The 13273-nt window shown below is 43.3% G+C and carries 19 protein-coding genes; 3 read left to right on the top strand and 16 right to left on the bottom strand.

Annotated features, from left to right (window positions below):
- Positions 1-202 (top strand): PEP-CTERM sorting domain-containing protein (locus tag H6G26_RS32670; RefSeq protein WP_190734971.1); only part of this gene is annotated, 202 nt, incomplete at its 5' end.
- An 89-nt stretch (positions 203-291) separates the two neighbouring features.
- On the opposite strand, the gene H6G26_RS32665 is transcribed toward H6G26_RS32670, so the two are convergent.
- The 16 genes from H6G26_RS32665 to H6G26_RS32600 form a co-directional block, all read right to left on the bottom strand.
- On the bottom strand, positions 292-504 hold the full coding sequence (locus H6G26_RS32665) for a hypothetical protein (protein WP_190734969.1): 213 nt from the start codon (positions 502-504) through the stop codon (positions 292-294).
- Positions 505-557: 53 nt separating this feature from the next.
- Entirely contained in the window at positions 558-1673 is a 1116-nt protein-coding gene (locus H6G26_RS32660) for an FAD-dependent oxidoreductase (protein WP_190734967.1), read from the bottom strand.
- Positions 1674-1869: 196 nt separating this feature from the next.
- Positions 1870-3018: a tetraprenyl-beta-curcumene synthase family protein gene (locus H6G26_RS32655; protein ID WP_199327196.1), complete on the bottom strand. Its 1149-nt coding sequence runs from the start codon at positions 3016-3018 to the stop codon at positions 1870-1872.
- A 268-nt stretch (positions 3019-3286) separates the two neighbouring features.
- Positions 3287-3454 carry a hypothetical protein gene (locus tag H6G26_RS42170; protein ID WP_206757573.1) on the bottom strand — a complete coding sequence of 56 codons (168 nt, stop codon included), beginning with the start codon at positions 3452-3454 and terminating at the stop codon, positions 3287-3289.
- 62 nt (positions 3455-3516) lie between these two features.
- Positions 3517-5700 carry a plasmid replication protein, CyRepA1 family gene (locus H6G26_RS32650; protein ID WP_347242541.1) on the bottom strand — a complete coding sequence of 728 codons (2184 nt, stop codon included), beginning with the start codon at positions 5698-5700 and terminating at the stop codon, positions 3517-3519.
- A gap of 122 nt (positions 5701-5822) precedes the next feature.
- Positions 5823-6422: an alpha-ketoglutarate-dependent dioxygenase AlkB gene (locus H6G26_RS32645; RefSeq protein WP_190734965.1), complete on the bottom strand. Its 600-nt coding sequence runs from the start codon at positions 6420-6422 to the stop codon at positions 5823-5825.
- 45 nt (positions 6423-6467) lie between these two features.
- Entirely contained in the window at positions 6468-7226 is a 759-nt protein-coding gene (locus H6G26_RS32640; RefSeq protein WP_190734963.1) for a hypothetical protein, read from the bottom strand.
- Positions 7227-7253: 27 nt separating this feature from the next.
- Positions 7254-7712, bottom strand: a complete 459-nt coding sequence (locus tag H6G26_RS32635; RefSeq protein ID WP_190734962.1) for a DUF1392 domain-containing protein — start codon at positions 7710-7712, stop codon at positions 7254-7256.
- Positions 7709-8107, bottom strand: a complete 399-nt coding sequence (locus tag H6G26_RS32630) for a hypothetical protein (RefSeq protein WP_190734959.1) — start codon at positions 8105-8107, stop codon at positions 7709-7711. Before H6G26_RS32630 ends, H6G26_RS32635 begins: the two co-directional genes overlap by 4 nt.
- A 17-nt stretch (positions 8108-8124) precedes the next feature.
- Positions 8125-8334: a hypothetical protein gene (locus tag H6G26_RS32625; protein WP_190734958.1), complete on the bottom strand. Its 210-nt coding sequence runs from the start codon at positions 8332-8334 to the stop codon at positions 8125-8127.
- Positions 8335-8399: 65 nt separating this feature from the next.
- Positions 8400-8924 carry a hypothetical protein gene (locus tag H6G26_RS44360; protein ID WP_347242540.1) on the bottom strand — a complete coding sequence of 175 codons (525 nt, stop codon included), beginning with the start codon at positions 8922-8924 and terminating at the stop codon, positions 8400-8402.
- 138 nt (positions 8925-9062) lie between these two features.
- Positions 9063-9251, bottom strand: coding sequence for a hypothetical protein (locus H6G26_RS44355; protein ID WP_347242539.1), 189 nt, complete (start codon positions 9249-9251; stop codon positions 9063-9065).
- 126 nt (positions 9252-9377) lie between these two features.
- Complete coding sequence (locus tag H6G26_RS43105; protein ID WP_242054035.1) at positions 9378-9767, bottom strand: hypothetical protein; 390 nt, start codon at positions 9765-9767, stop codon at positions 9378-9380.
- 25 nt (positions 9768-9792) lie between these two features.
- A complete protein-coding gene (locus H6G26_RS32610) occupies positions 9793-9993 on the bottom strand; it encodes a hypothetical protein (RefSeq protein WP_190734956.1) in 201 nt (66 codons plus the stop codon).
- On the bottom strand, positions 9986-10312 hold the full coding sequence (locus H6G26_RS32605) for a hypothetical protein (RefSeq protein WP_190734954.1): 327 nt from the start codon (positions 10310-10312) through the stop codon (positions 9986-9988). Before H6G26_RS32605 ends, H6G26_RS32610 begins: the two co-directional genes overlap by 8 nt.
- A gap of 113 nt (positions 10313-10425) precedes the next feature.
- Positions 10426-10725: a hypothetical protein gene (locus tag H6G26_RS32600; RefSeq protein ID WP_242054034.1), complete on the bottom strand. Its 300-nt coding sequence runs from the start codon at positions 10723-10725 to the stop codon at positions 10426-10428.
- 23 nt (positions 10726-10748) lie between these two features.
- Between H6G26_RS32600 and H6G26_RS32595 the strand changes: the two genes are divergently transcribed.
- Complete coding sequence (locus tag H6G26_RS32595; RefSeq protein ID WP_242054032.1) at positions 10749-11651, top strand: MBL fold metallo-hydrolase; 903 nt, start codon at positions 10749-10751, stop codon at positions 11649-11651.
- A 180-nt stretch (positions 11652-11831) separates the two neighbouring features.
- Positions 11832-12800: a zinc-dependent alcohol dehydrogenase family protein gene (locus tag H6G26_RS32590; RefSeq protein ID WP_190734952.1), complete on the top strand. Its 969-nt coding sequence runs from the start codon at positions 11832-11834 to the stop codon at positions 12798-12800.
- Positions 12801-13273 lie beyond the last annotated feature (473 nt).

Here is a 13273-nt window from a genome sequence, read left to right as displayed (position 1 = left end):
AAGAACTTCAAGCTCTGAAATTACCTTGACAGGTGAAGTGGGACGGGCAGGAACATACATCTATCAAGATTCTGCTGCCAATATTACCCTGAGTTCTTCATCTACATCAGTACCAGAACCTGCTTCCCTACTAGGTCTATTGTTTGGAGTTGGTGCAATTGCTGTCTCTAGAAAAGCCGGGAAGACGAAATCTGAAGCATGAATTACTCAACTCTTTATCAAAGCTTTATCGATCTACACCTCCACCAACCAATCGCACACCACAGACGTACACCCGCTCCCAAAGTTAACTCAAACCTGCCATTGCCCCAAGCAGACATTCCAGTAAGGCTCACCATCAGCAACACCGACAGCCTCCCCGATTGTGGAGACTAACTGTTGGTAGAACTTGCCAACGCTGTCGAGTCCAAGGCGCAGCTTCAGGCGTAACCCCTTCCATCCAAGAACAAGAGGATCTTCCACTTGGGTAAATGTTTTGGGAATTGTCAAGAGATTCCGTGTCAATAGCTCTACCTATTGAGGGACGTTTGAGTTTGTACTGTCTAACAGAATATGAGTTACGGAAGTAGCCTTTTATAAGGAATTAAGCCGGCAAATGTGTAAGTTACCTGCTCTGCCAATGGCTTATTCCTATTCATCAGCCAGATTAATAACTTATTTATAAATGAGAATTTCCTAAAAGACTTTATCTGTAAACCAGCATCGAGGTCTGGCTCAAAGTACAGCTGATAAAGACGCTGCCAATTTTCAGATGCTAATTCTGGATTAGTACTCATATTAATCGCTTGCGTCACGTATAAGCCGCTGAGAATAGCATTTGCAATTCCTTCACCAGTCAAAGGATCTGTCAGATTTGCAGCATCACCAATTTTGAAAACCTTACCATCGCTGACTGTGTTAGCTCGTTTTGCGGTGGCTAAGGGATAAGCTTTAGGTTTTTGCTGACTAACTACTAGGCAAAATAGTTCTTTTGTGGCCTGATTACGCTCCACAAATTCATTGAAAAGCCGAATAATGTTTGTGTTGTTCTTTTGATATTCATCTATCCATACTCCCACACCAACATTGAGCTTGACTAATTCTGAGTCTACTGCTACGGGAAATATCCAACCATATCCATTAACCCCAAGAGTTTTATCAAAGTAAATTTGAGCTTTTGAGAGATAGGTTTTTGGAAAATCTGCGACTCTTATAGTCCAGTAAGCTCTAATTGCGATCGCATTGGCTTCTCCTGCATATACACCGCGTGCATCTATTATGTAATCAAAATCATGATAGAGTTCTTGGTGATAGCGTTCAATATCGCCAACCCTCTGCGTTCTTTGTACACACCCTGCATTAATTGCTTTTTCATAAAGAAGATTGTCGAATACAAATCTAGGTATGCAATAGCCTTTAAGCTCAGTGGGGCACAGATGGCTAATCTCGTTTGAAACTCCGAGCAGAAACCCATCGATTTGAGCGTACTCAGAGGCTAAACGTTTGATGTCCTGTGGATATATCCCCATTGTGGATAATGCTTGAAGCGATCCAAGGCTGACTCCATCTCCACAAGTCTTATCTCTGGGAAAACAGTCTTTATCTATAAGCATGACTTGATGTCCGCTTTTAGCCAAGTGATAACCTGCCGAACACCCTGCTGGGCCTGCCCCAAGGACTACAATTTTAGACATGATTAAATCATCCTTATTAGAATTTGTCTTTATCCATGAACATAGTTTAAAAAGATGCCAACAATTTTACAAACTGATGAATTGCTTTCTGATTTTCTAGACAAGTAATGGATAACAGACTTGTATTGGACTTTCAGATGATGGATACGCTTGCTTCTCTATAACTAATATCTAGTTAGTTATATTTTTGGGTACATCAGACTACTTGTACTAAGATTTTTCGATACCGAATCCGAGCCATAATCATAATATTCCACAGAAAAAAGAGTGATGAACCGCCACACGAACGGAGAATTTTCTTTGCAGTTTTTTTAATGTTTTTCTGTTCGTTAACTTTTTCATCAGCCAGATAAACACCTAATAAAGCTCGATTAATCATTCGATGAAAGTGCTTATGTGGTAAACGGGAAACAGCTTGATCAGCCTGTTTAAGAAAATAAGCAAACCGTTCACTTATTTCTTGCCCATTATTATAGTAAGCACAGAAGTTTAAATCCCCACCTATGCGGTCTTCTTCTTGGTCTATAAAATAATCAAGTAGGATATGAAGCCCCTGAACCCAAGGAAAGTAGCTGGTTTTAACTTTTGTAGCTAATTCCTCGGAGCAATCTGGATCGCTTGCATAGGCCACAAGGCAAAAAATTCCTAATGTTGAGCCAGTAGAAGCTGAAAATTCATACCACTTCATTTGAGGAATTTGGTCACGATGTCTTTCAAACCATGCTTCTAAGCGAGGAACCCGCTCGTTAGCTTGAACGTGTTTATGAACTTGTAAATCACAATAATAATCAGCCAGATGATATAAGCTAGGGGCAATTACGTGATATGACGGTAGCTGCCTTAATACATTTTGACAAGTTTTTACTAATTCCATTAGATAGCCACCATCGTCTTGCTCTTGACGAAATTGGTAGTAATTAATGCATTTAGCACTAGGTGTCAGAGCATCTAAACAAGCTTGATGGAGAGTACGAAAATCTTTCGGATCTAAAGAAGTACTGCGATCGCATAGGTTATCTAAATAATCGCTAATTGTTTGATAAGCAACAATAAAGCAGATTATTTGCTCAATTTCTTGTTTGGCAAGTAATCCATAGATAGAACCACCTTCACAGTGAAAAGCTTTAGTTTTTATACTTAGTAAAGCCTGTTTACGTAGTTCAGGATTAGGAATTCGTTCAGCTTTTTTCTTCCAGAATTTTAAATGTTTATGAACTCGTGGGATAACATCATAATAGATTCTCAGCATCAGCATTGCAGAACTGGATGGAACTTGCAATAACAAAGCTTTTGGAAGAAAATCTTTGTTATTTTTATTATGATTATGAGCCTGATTTACGAACATCAGTATTCTTGATCAAAATTAATCATTAACTGTTTTTTACGGTAAACTTTAAAAACTTAAAATTTACCTATCCTTTGAAACAGGTTAGATTAAAATACTATGTATAATTAGACATACTTAATAAGTTATGAATAGTAATTTGTGGGAAAATTGGCTTGCTCAAGGCTAATGATTTCTCTAAAAGTGATAAAAATCGAAAAGAGTAATTGCCTCTATCCACCTAAGTTAGAGGTGTGAGACAGATAAGGACGAGCGGTTATTCTGGTTTTTATTGGCATGGTGATTTCATGTTGTTGTAAATATCTCCACTCATGCCATTACTGCTATTGCTATCGGTTATGGGTTTGCGCTGGCAATCTGTTGCCAGTACTCTGCTTCTAGTCGTCATTGTTTGGACGTACTGTACATGACCTACACCGCAACCAACCAATCGCACACCACAGACTTGCACCCGTGGGCAAAGTTAACCCAAACTTGCCACTGGTTCAGATATGCATTCTAGTAAGGCTCTCCGTCAGCAACGCCAATAGCCTCGCCAATTGTGGAGACTAGCTCAGTGTAGGAAGAGGCAATACTGTCCAAACCCTGCTGCAATTTCAGTTTCAACCCCTTCCAACCGTGGGTAGCAGGACTTTCGACCTGATTTAATGTTTGGGGAATGTCATGTGATATTGTACCAGTCACTTGTGCAACGTGCTGACTTCTCAACAATCCTCCGATGGATGTAGAGCCATTACCCACAACCGACATCCCCCATTCTCTCACCCAAATGTGACGGTCAACAGTTTCCCGGAGGCGTGCCAACATCTGCCGCACAGAGTTAACCGGCTGCACTCCCTGAAAAATCCCCCAAACATCATCAAAATGTCCTCGAATGTCGATGCTGACTCCAGTTTCTAAACTTGGAGAGGCGATAACCAAATCATACTGAGTCAGAATCTCGTTCAAGTGAGCGATACAACCGAAAGCCGCATGAGAGGGGTCAGCAACGGATTCGCTGTCAATTCTTAGGATTCGCAGGTGAGGGAATTTGCGGCGAAAACGTTCTTCCAAAGCTTGCGTCCCCCATTTTGACTTGGCTTTCTGAGCAGAGCAACACAAGAGATGATGCCCTCCTTTGGCAATTGCGTTGTCCAGTGCTGCGATGAGATTCTTTGGGTTACTGCCAGAATAGTTGTAACAGTTTCCAGCACTATCCCGATAGTTGTTGACGATAACGAAGGGATTAACTCGATATTCTCCAGCGAGTGATAAAACATACTTCACATCTGTGTCGGACACGTCAGCGCTTGACAGATAAATCTTACCGTGTTCGCTACCAAGAACATTTTGAATTAACTGCTTTAAGTTTTTGAGAACAGATACCCGACGCTTTTGCACTTCAGTACCAGAGTTGAGCAAATGCCAGAATACTTGGTCACATTCATCAATGATTATCACATCATTTGCCCAGTCATTAGGGTTGAATCGCGCTTGGCTCTCTTGATGCAGTGAATCCACACACACGCCATATCCTAACAATGTGCCTGTTTCACTCGTATGAACTTCGGTAACATAGTTAACACCAAACCGATTACACAATGCCTCACCCAGTTGAATGCGATGGGTGATAATTAATACCCTCTGTCCAAGGTCATGTGCTTTCGCCACCTCAGTTGCCAGCCATTCGGTTTTACCAGTGCCTTTAGGAGCCTTGAGAATAATCAGTTTTTCTCCCTCTGGAACAAGCAGATGCCCCAAGAATCTTTGATTGAGTGCGATCGCAGGCGGATAAGTCAACAAGGTAAACAGCTTGATTTCCCACAACTCTAATGCAACAGCAGTGTTGTAGAGTGCGTCAAATGCTGGCTGACCCAAGGCATAGATAAAATCATCAACACCTTTCTCTGCTCCTAACGGTAAATCAATCACTCGCAGCGAACAGCCCTCGTTTACCAGCAGCCGTCCCATGCGACTGATGGCGGTTCTGACTCGCTGGACTGTAGACGGTTTGTTGTCCTGGTCAAAGCAAATATTAACCTGTCTCTCCTGTGTTGCAAAATGCTTCAAGTCGGGAATTAAGGATGGCTTACCGATGGCAGTACCGTACTCATCATGGGGTGTGCGGTATCCAGCGTTAACACCGGGGATAGCGATCGCAGCATAACCCGCAGTCAATAACGCCCCCGCTTTTTTGACACCTTCTACAATCGTCACTGGGACATTATTCTTCCAAACCCAATGCCAGAACCCACCAGGGTGTTGTAGGTCTTCTTCAGTAATGGGGATACCAGAGCGATTTGAGACTTTTACCCAAATGCGATTTGGTATTAGGAGGAAGAAAGCGCGTGTTTCTTCTCTGTATGGGTGTTCGTACTTGATGAACTTGTGGATCTTCTGGCGGTCGCGTCTGGGATGGTCAGGTTTGAAACAGCCCCACATCATCTGTGTGTAGTTGTTTAGGGGGTCAACGCCATTGCACCACCAGCCGCCGAGTTCAATGTGCTGGTACTTCTTCAAGTCTCTGTCTCGCAATCGTCCATCGTTGCGACGGGAGATTTTGGGACTGTAAAGCAGATATTCGTAAGGTGTTGTGCCGTAGAGCGATCGCACATTCAGAGCAATGATTTCTTCGTCAACCCCGCTACTGAGCCACTCTTGTAGGTGCTTGGCTTGAGAATCGGTTTCATTTATACGAAACATGACCGTATTTCCTCTCTTTTTTGACGCATGGAAGTGAAGCGGCACTATGGGTCATGCCGCCGGTTCAATTTTTTGTGAGAGCTTGTGCTGGCTACGAAATCCTGACTAAGCCAGCCAGGGGGTTATTTGTTCCCCCCGGTATGCGGTCGAAACGTCAGATTGATACGGGTGTTAACAACTTTGTTGGTTTTGGGGACTTGGTGCAGATGAGTAGACTGACAGCCTGGGTGCATCACAAGTAAGCTGCCGTGTTCCAGCCAGAAGTCCGTTGGTCTGCCATTTCTCGGTTTGATTTGGAATTTGCGACATGAACCCAGGCTTATCGATGCGATTGCAGGGTTAGATCCCATCGATGCTTCGTTGTCGGAATGCCAGCCAATTGAATCCTGTCCACTGCGGTATTGGTTGCCGATGACGATGCGGAACTTATAACCAGTTAATCCGGTTATGCGATCGCGCAAGCTAGACAGAGCTTCTGTCCACCATAGTGGTTTCAAAAATACGCTATTCGAGTAAAGGTAATCGCAGCCGTAGTCCCCGTAAATACATTCGAGGCGGGGAACAGGCATTGTTTTACCCGCGATTCTGATTTGATTCTGCTGCCACTCGAGTTTCAAGCAGTGTTGGTAGAGTTCGTTTGCTTGTTCTGGAGTTAAGAAATCCGGGTAATAAGTGATGGGTAAAACTGGGACTGATTCAGCAAATAAATTGAGTTGTTGCATGGTACTTTTCTCCAATTAAAGAAAGTATTCTGAAGACAATTGCTGTTAATTTTGACCAGTAGAGAAAACCTCAATCAAAATACTTTCTGGATATAAACCAACTTTTCCAAAACGTGGGTCATGAATGCGTTCTATTTCTATTCCTTGCTTCCGACACAATGCGCTTGCCTTTCTACCTTTAGTACCCGCTTCTTTAACCGATATTTCTAAACCTTGAAGATTGGCGAAACCAACAACACTATATTTATGGCCGCATGGGGTATTCACTCTGTCCTGCTCAACTTCAACAGCTTTGAGTCTCGCCAAGATTTGAGTTTGTTGCTGTTGTTGCTCCAATAAATATTGTTCTTGCTGTGCCATCTGTTGGGCGATGGCAGCGAGTAACTGTATTTGAGTCATCGCGGTTTCGCTATTAGAGGTGGGTTTAGTCCACCCCAATTTGTCTTGAATCCATGCCCGAATACCGATAGTGTTGAATGAACGACATACCAATCTGGCTTGCTTGGTACAGTATCTACCAGCTTCGTAAGCGTAGTATTCTAAGATAATTGCGATCGCCATATCAGGGATACCGATGGTTCTCCACTCTCGAAGTTCACCAGTCTCAAATCCTTGCCTGATAATGCTTTGGGCTAATTTAGTCGGTTTTAGTTCACCACTTTGAAGATGATTAATGATTGCAGTGTGGTCTACTCCAGCTAGCCTTGCAGTTGCTCGAATACTGGCTTTAGCCTGACCATTAGCGTCAACTTCAATTTCTTCTTTAATCTGTTCGATGATTTGGCTGATTTCAATTTGTGACATAATTTTTCGTTGCGTAATTAGAGAGAATTAAACATTCACGCGCACTAAACTTTTTTCACCAACTAATGAGAAACGATTCGATATAGTTGGTGTCTTAATTAACGTTGGTGACATCAATTCAACAAGGTAAAACCAAGAATCATGCACCAGTGCAATCCCCAAAATCAGCCGTTGTTTTGTTCCCTTGTCGTGAGAACAGAGGATCACTCTTTCGCCCAGAACAAAAGCAGGTTTTTGCACTTTGATGGCTTCTAATTCTCCCGTCCCGATGATTTGGTTCTGTGTAGCGTGGAGTATTTCTTTACCGCAATCAATTGAATAAATCCAACATTCGTGTTTCCATTGCATCCCACAGCAGTAACCGAACGTTCTTGTTGTGCGGAGAAAAACTCTCTCCAGTAAATTCACCTCAACGGGTGGAATTGTTCGACCCCAAGGTGGGGAGAGATACCAGCTAGTTTTGAGTGCGTTAATATGGTCAATCATGCTTTTCTCCCCAATAAGTAATTAATGGCTTCGGAATCAATAGAAGCAATACGCTTTTTTAAATGTTGTGGGGGATTGTCAAAAAACTTTTTGAGATGCCATCGACGAACTTGATAACGTTTAGAAGAACGGCGGCTAGTTTTCAACCAACCACGGCGCACCCAGCCAGAAACGGTAGTGGAATGCACACAAAGAACACGGGCGATTTCAGCACTACTATAGTTATCGAGAAAGGGGCTTGTAGAATAACCTAAAGCCCAAAGTTTAGTAGCGATAGCAATTGGAGTACGGAAATAGCCATGTCTTTTTAAGATTGAGGCTATTTGTTTAGGGTTATAAAGTTCAGCCTTAGCTTCAATGATTGCGAGTTCCTCATCAGTCCATTTTGTATGCATTTGATTTCCTCCCATATTTATGCAGATTTAGTAGAAGATTGTTCTGGTACAATTCGAGCGCTAATAGATTCAAAATCCACTTGGAAGATGTTCATATCTGTGGACATCTCTCCAGTGTTGTAGCGGTCTACTATGTGCTGCTTTATTGTGGATTGATTCAGCCCATCAGGAATATCGATGTGCGCTTCGCTCGTGATTTTTTCGACTACTGTAACGATGACTTTCATGGTTAATTCCTGTTTGATTAATTCAGGATTCAGAAGTAAAAATATTCTGAATCCTGACTTTCGATTTACACTGCCCCAGTCTTTACTGCTTGTACTTGTTGCATCCATGCGCTGATTGCCGTTAACTCATCAACACCGCTAACAACAGCATCAACAACTAGCTTTTGATACGAAGACTCGGCATGGTTAGGATATTCACACTTGTTTGCCGCCCAAGCTAAACACATAGTTTTGATTAGTTCATTAATCTGGTGAATATCAAGTAGACTTGGGCGTTCAACATCCTGAAATTGCAACCACTCTTTGACTAAATCAAGCGGATAATCAAGCAAGGTGCGAATATTTTTAACTCGCAAATCTTGGAGGTGTACTGGTTGAGGGACTACGCTAAGTTTTGCTGGAGTTACTGGGGTTTCTGCTACAGATGGAATAGTTGAGGATGTGCCACCTAAGCGAGATTGAATGTCATGAATGATTGTTGCCCAATCAGCATTTTTATTCCATTCTCTTTCAATTCTGGTTTTAGTCGCAGCATTATATAGATTACAGAAAACCGTATTTTGTTCACCAGCAGTAGCAGCAATAATCAATGGTTTAGAAAAGTCTTGGACACCTGATGCAGCCAGAAGAAAGCTTTTGGCGAAGTTTGTTTCAACACCAGTTCTGATGACATAAACTTCATCAGCACTGACTACAATATCAAGTTTGAGATTGTCTTTTTTTTGGAATTATTTAGCCGTCAATCGCAGTTCACACAGATACCCAGTTAATGCTCTTTGTAAAACTGGGATGGTTTTTTGTCTGTCAATATCGTAGTGATACCACAGGTAAGATTCTCCACCTAACTCAGCGTTTTTGACATAGAGATAAATTGGTTCGGGAGGGTTGCATAAACCTAGTTTTATTTCAGTAACCATGTTTTACCTCGGTTAAAGTTTCATTGATTAGTGTTTCGTGTGCAATAATGGGAATCCTGTAGCGGGAGAAAAACTTCCGTGCGTTCATCTAAAGTAATGGCATTCCTTTAGATGAACGCTTTTGTATTAGGTAGAAGGTTCTCGATTCCGCTCTAGCTCCCATTGCAAATAAGTCAGTGCAGTTTGAGCATCGGCAATGTTTAAATCAGGGGTATATCCCAAGTCCAACAGTTGTCTGTAGTTTGGATGCCAAGCAATAAGGGATATCAGGGTTTGGGTTTGTTCAACTAATTGCTGGAGGCTGGGGCTAGACATTTCAATACCCAGCCGTGAGCATAAATCCTCAGCTTTAACACCTATTCTTCCTGGCTCAATCTCCGTTTCCAGCTCTTCAAGCAGAGATTGAAAATTAGGGTGTTTATCGGTGATTTCAATCTCAAATAAATCTGCGCTTTTTGTAACGACAGTTGCCCAATCTGGTAAAGTCTGTGGAATGGTCTTCGCGTAAAGTTTCATGATTGTGTCCTCTGGGATTAACAATCTAAAAATCCTTGGCAATCTCCAACAAAAAACCGCGTCCTGTGTTCTGTACTTGCACCAGTTCCTTATCCAGCAGAGTTTGAATGACTGAATCTGAGAATTGGAATTGCAGACGATGCAGAGGAACACAACCGCCGCAAAGCCGAATCGAACGCAGCAAATGATTGGCTCTACGGTCAAAACTGTTCGTAGAATTAGCCATTGTTTGTACCTCTGGTTAATACGGTTAACTGTCGGTTGAGAATGTTTATCTGCTGTTGGTAAAAGTCAATTTCAGCACGTATTTGCGAGAATAATTCTTCAGGGGAGAGCGGTTGGATCTGATTCTCTTGCAAGTACGATATCTCGTCAGAGTTTTTATTAGGCATCAGCACATAACGCCAACCAGTATCAAATTGTTCAGCCAATTCTGTGCCTGATGGGTAGTGGTAAAGCCCTAGAATCAAGCCTTGTTGTGTACGCTGATCCAAAGCAAAGCGTGGGTAGCCCCAGTGTTGGGGGATTGCGATTGTGGGTTGCATTGATTTAATGGGGATTGGTAAATAAATGATTAGGGAAAGGGTAAAGGGGAAGGGAATAAAGAAATTTCCCTTTAACCCAACCCCAAAAACCTTTTCCCAAGCGAAGCCACTCCTTACGCTGTGACTAACTCCGTTCTCTCCAGCAGGCGTTGTAATTTATCGCCAGTTAGCTGTTCTAACGGTTGGTCTAAAAAATATTCATCAAAAATGGATTTGCCATCAGTAGACACATCTACCATCGACAATGAGCGCACAGCATCAAGCACCGAGTTAGAATACTGCTGCTGACCTGAATAACGCCTCTTCACCCACCAGTTACTAAGCAATTCGCAATTCGCAGTTCGCAATTCGCAATTGTGAACGTAATTAGTAATTGAATCATTACAGGTGCAAAGCTTCCTGTTTTTAGGCATGGCGTGTAATTGCGAATTGCGAATTGGTAATTGCGAATTGTTGCAAAAGTGCGATTGCTCAAGTGCCAGGTGTCTATCCATTCAAGTTAGGTGATTTCAAAATTACAGCCCTGAGCGACGGAACACTCCCCCAGGATTTACATACGCTGCTGTCGAATACGAACCCAACAGAAACCGATCGCCTGCTTCAGAAAAACTTTCTGAATAATCCTGTCGAGACATCGATTAATGCTTTCTTGATCGACACTGGAGAGCAACAAGTACTCGTGGACACGGGAGCCGGAACCTTTTTTGGTTCAAAACTGGGCGGCAAGCTTCAAACATCGTTAAAAGCAGCAGGCTACACACCTAACGAAATTGATGCAATTCTTCTGACTCACATTCATACCGATCATAGTGGGGGGCTGGTCGAACAGGGGAAACGGGTGTTTCCTGCCGCCACGCTCTATGTCGGCAAGCCAGATGTCGATTTCTGGTTTGATCGAGCGAATGCCACACGATTCAACGTTGCTGAAAAGTACTTTGACGAAGCCGCGAAAACTGTCAAACCTTATTTAGATGCGGGCAAGGTGAAATCGTTTTCTGGCAAGACAGCCCTGCTACCGGGAATTACCGCGCATCCCACACCCGGACACACTCCTGGTCATAGCTGCTATGTGGCGGCAAGCAAGGGTGAGAGCATCGAGTTTTGGGGCGATATTGTTCACTTTGCTTCGGTGCAATTTCCCAAGCCAGAAGTTACAGTTGCTTATGATGTCGATGCCAATGCTGCTGCGGCACAACGCAAAAAACAGTTTGCGAGAGCGGAAGCATCCCAAATTTTGATAGCAGGCGCACATTTGCCCTTTCCCGGCGTTGGACACCTCCGGGCAGCAGATCAAGGTTATGCCTGGGTGCCAGTGAATTACCGCTGGCGTGAACCCTAAAGAGGTAGGAGTCGCGGCTCTTCGACTGCCAACGATGTAGATTGAAATCCGCGTTACTGCAATTATTTCGTGAGTTTTGCACAAGCGGCAACGGGCTATTGCGAAGTTAGGGAGTTACCTCCGCTGAGTGGTATCAAAATCCTATCACTGTTTATTCTAAATTAAGAGGAGTTGGCACAGATGGAATCTATGAAAGCAGCCGTATTAACTGCGTTTGGTGATGCTGAGAAGTTTGAGATTCAAACTGTTCCTAAACCAACACTGAAGGCGAATCAGGTGTTAGTCAGAGTTTGTGCAACCTCGATTAACCCGGTCGATTACCAAACTCGTCGTGGTGATTACAAGGAACTGGTTCAATTACCCGCCATCCTTGGAGTCGATGTTTCAGGGGTGATTGAGGCAATTGGCGAAGCTGTGACTGATTTCAAGGTGGGAGACAACGTGTACTACTCGCCGCAAATTTTCGGAGGATTCGGTAGCTACGCTCAGTATCATGTGGCTGATGCAGCGATTGTTGCATTGAAACCTGCAAATCTATCGCACATTGAAGCAGCTTCTTTTCCGCTTGCAGGCGGAACGGCTTGGGATTGTCTAGTGACTAGGGGCAATCTACAAGTTGGTGAAACAGTTCTCATCCATGCGGGTGCGGGTGGAGTGGGTTCGATCGCAGTTCAACTCGCCAAAGCGATCGGGGCATACGTTTTTGCGACGTGTAGTTCTAGAAACCGAGATTTCGTGACAGAACTGGGCGCAGATCGCGTGATTGATTACAAAAATGAAGATTACGTAGAAGTCATTCGTCAAGAAACAAATGGATTGGGTGTGGATTTAGTTCTAGATACGATCGGCAAAGAAACAATTCAGCGTAGTCTAGAAATCATTCGTCCCTTTGGTAGGCTTACAAGCATTGTAGACATTGCAATACCGCAATCGCTTCTTGAAGCATGGGGTAAGAATCTGACGATTCATTTCGTTTTTTCACCCCAGTACCGAGCAAAATTAGAGGCTTTGACAAAACTCATCGAGCGTCATCAGCTTCGCCCAGTGATTGATTCAGTATTTTCTTGGGATCAGGTCGTTCTGGCACATCAGCGTCTAGAGCAGGGAGGAACACGGGGCAAAATTGTGCTGAAGTTTACAGAAGATTAGACCAGCTTTACGGCGTTGGTAATTGCTAAACGGATCAGAGTTTGATTGTGTGCTGAAGGTCAATATTGATTGGAATAGGAGAAACAGGATGATACTGCAAGACAAAGTGGCTAGTTGCTAGAGGAACATCAGGAACTGGCAGAGGAACCGCCACCCTTGCGGTATCTGCAAAGCAGCGCGCTTTTGGTGCTGCGGGCGCAAAATGGTCTTCTGCGACAAACCCGATGTAGAAGGGGAAGAAACTCCTGCTCTTATTCGCGAGATTGGAGCGGAGTGCTTGTTTTCAATCGCACAGTAACACCATAAGAATCTGACAAACGGCCCTAAGAATCTGAAAGAAACCAAGCCTGGGAACTGGCTACACTCCAGATATATAGAACCCATTTGACATCTTATGAGGTTTTGAATTAAGGTACTCCTCAGCATCTAAAATCTAATACTAATGGCGTACTCCAGCAACCTCACTGATGCAG

The organism is Nostoc sp. FACHB-888, assembly GCF_014696655.1.
Classification (GTDB): Bacteria; Cyanobacteriota; Cyanobacteriia; order Cyanobacteriales; family Nostocaceae; genus Nostoc.
The sequence above is the reverse complement of the archived record's forward strand: the minus strand, read 5'-3'. Positions and strand labels throughout refer to the sequence as shown.